The following is a 1625-nucleotide window of genomic DNA, read 5'->3' as shown; positions in this document are numbered from 1 at the left end:
GCATGGGCGGCTTCTAAGCTTCCCGGCCACCATCCCGGCCTGATGCCAGGCCACGGTCAACGCAGGGCGCGGTTTCCCATCCGGGAGCCGCGCCCTGCGGCGTTAACCCATTGGCTCCTCGACCCTAGCGGCAACCAGACTGCCGCATCGACCCCTTTGCGGCATCACTCCGTGTCCGGCAAGCGGAGCCAGGCCTGACTCTCGCGCTCCCAGGCGGCGAGTTCTCCGGCGAGGTTTTGCCGGGCGTTCTCCAGCCACTTCTGCCGCGCCGCCGGTGTCCGGTACAGCGGATCCAGCGCCAGCAGGCGGCGGACGACGGCGGTTCGCCCGGATGCGAAGGCAGCGTCCGTCACGTGCGCATATTCTTTGCGGACGTCGCGGACATAGCTGCGGTACTGCTCCGGCGTTCCGCCCAGGACCGCAAGATCGGCGTCGCACAACAGGGCGCCGGATTCATCCTGCGGGCCAGGGGCATGGCCGGCCGTGAGGAGGACCAGCCGAACCACTTCGGCGGTCTCGTCGCCGCTACAGCCGGCAGCCGGCAGGTATGCAGCGGCCAGGTCGGCGGAGTCCTGTTCATCCTGGCCGGGCCGTCCGTTGTAGACGGCGTCGTGGAACCAGGCTGCCAGCCTCAGCGCGCGCGGGCAGCCCGAACCAACCCCCGGCGAGAGCTGTTCCAGCGCCTCCAGAACTGCCAGCAGGTGGCGGGGGCCGTGGTAGTGGCGGTGCGGTTCTTCCCAACGCTCCAGCAGCCCGCGGCCCAGTTCCTCCTGACCTGGCAGCAGCTCGTTCCACCGGCGCAGCAGCACCTTCCGCAGTTTCTCCGGGCGCTGCCGGGCGGGGATGCGCAGCCCGCTGGCCTGCAGCCGGCGGGTCAGCTCGCCGGCGCTTACCTCCACGGCGCCCAGAAGGACCAGCTCACGGTAGCGGCTGACCGGCACGTCGTAGTGATCCCGGTCGAAGGCACGCTCGCGGATGCCGGCGGCCGCGGCGAAGCGGTGAAGTTCGGCCAGCGAGGTGTCGGAGACCAGGTGGGAAAAGCGGGTGCCGTGGGCGGGCCAGAGCGGGGGATCGATAAGAATTGCCACCTGCCCAGCCTAGGGCCAGGAATGTTGGCCGGATCTGAAAAGATGGAAGTCATGACTATCACTGCTGCCGCCGACGGCTCTGCACTTGGCAATCCTGGACCGGCCGGCTGGGCCTGGTACATCGACGACACGGCGTGGGCTGCCGGAGGCTGGCCGCACGGGACCAACAACCAGGGTGAGCTGATGGCCGTGCTGGACCTGTTCCGGGCCACGGCCCACCTGCCCCAGGAACACTTGCGGGTGCTGTGCGATAGCCAGTACGTGATCAACTGTGTGACCAAGTGGATGTCGGGCTGGAAGCGGCGGGGCTGGAAAAAGGCAGACGGCAAGCCGGTGCTGAACGTCGACCTGCTCAAGGACATCGACGCCGCGGTCAAGGGACGCAGTTACGAGTTTGAGTGGGTCAAGGGGCACGCCGGACACGCGCTGAATGAAGCCGCCGACGAACGCGCCCGCGCGGTGGCGATCGCTTTCCAGAACGGCACCAGCGCCCCGGCCGGCCCCGGCTTTCCCGGCGGCCCGGTAACGTCCGGCAGT

2 protein-coding genes are annotated in these 1625 nt (G+C 68.8%); one reads left to right on the top strand and one right to left on the bottom strand.

Going from position 1 to position 1625, the window contains the following annotated elements; translation table 11 throughout:
* Nucleotides 1-164 precede the first annotated feature (164 nt).
* Nucleotides 165-1088 (bottom strand): DUF4031 domain-containing protein, encoded by a 924-nt coding sequence (locus AC5RWT_RS37220; protein WP_494084591.1) that lies wholly within the window; start codon nt 1086-1088, stop codon nt 165-167.
* 51 nt (nt 1089-1139) lie between these two features.
* Between AC5RWT_RS37220 and AC5RWT_RS37215 the strand changes: the two genes are divergently transcribed.
* On the top strand, nt 1140-1625 hold a 486-nt coding region (locus AC5RWT_RS37215; protein ID WP_494084590.1), incomplete at its 3' end, for a ribonuclease H family protein.

Source organism: Arthrobacter sp. Dra40 (genome assembly GCF_059091905.1).
This window is presented reverse-complemented; position numbering and strand designations above follow the sequence as displayed.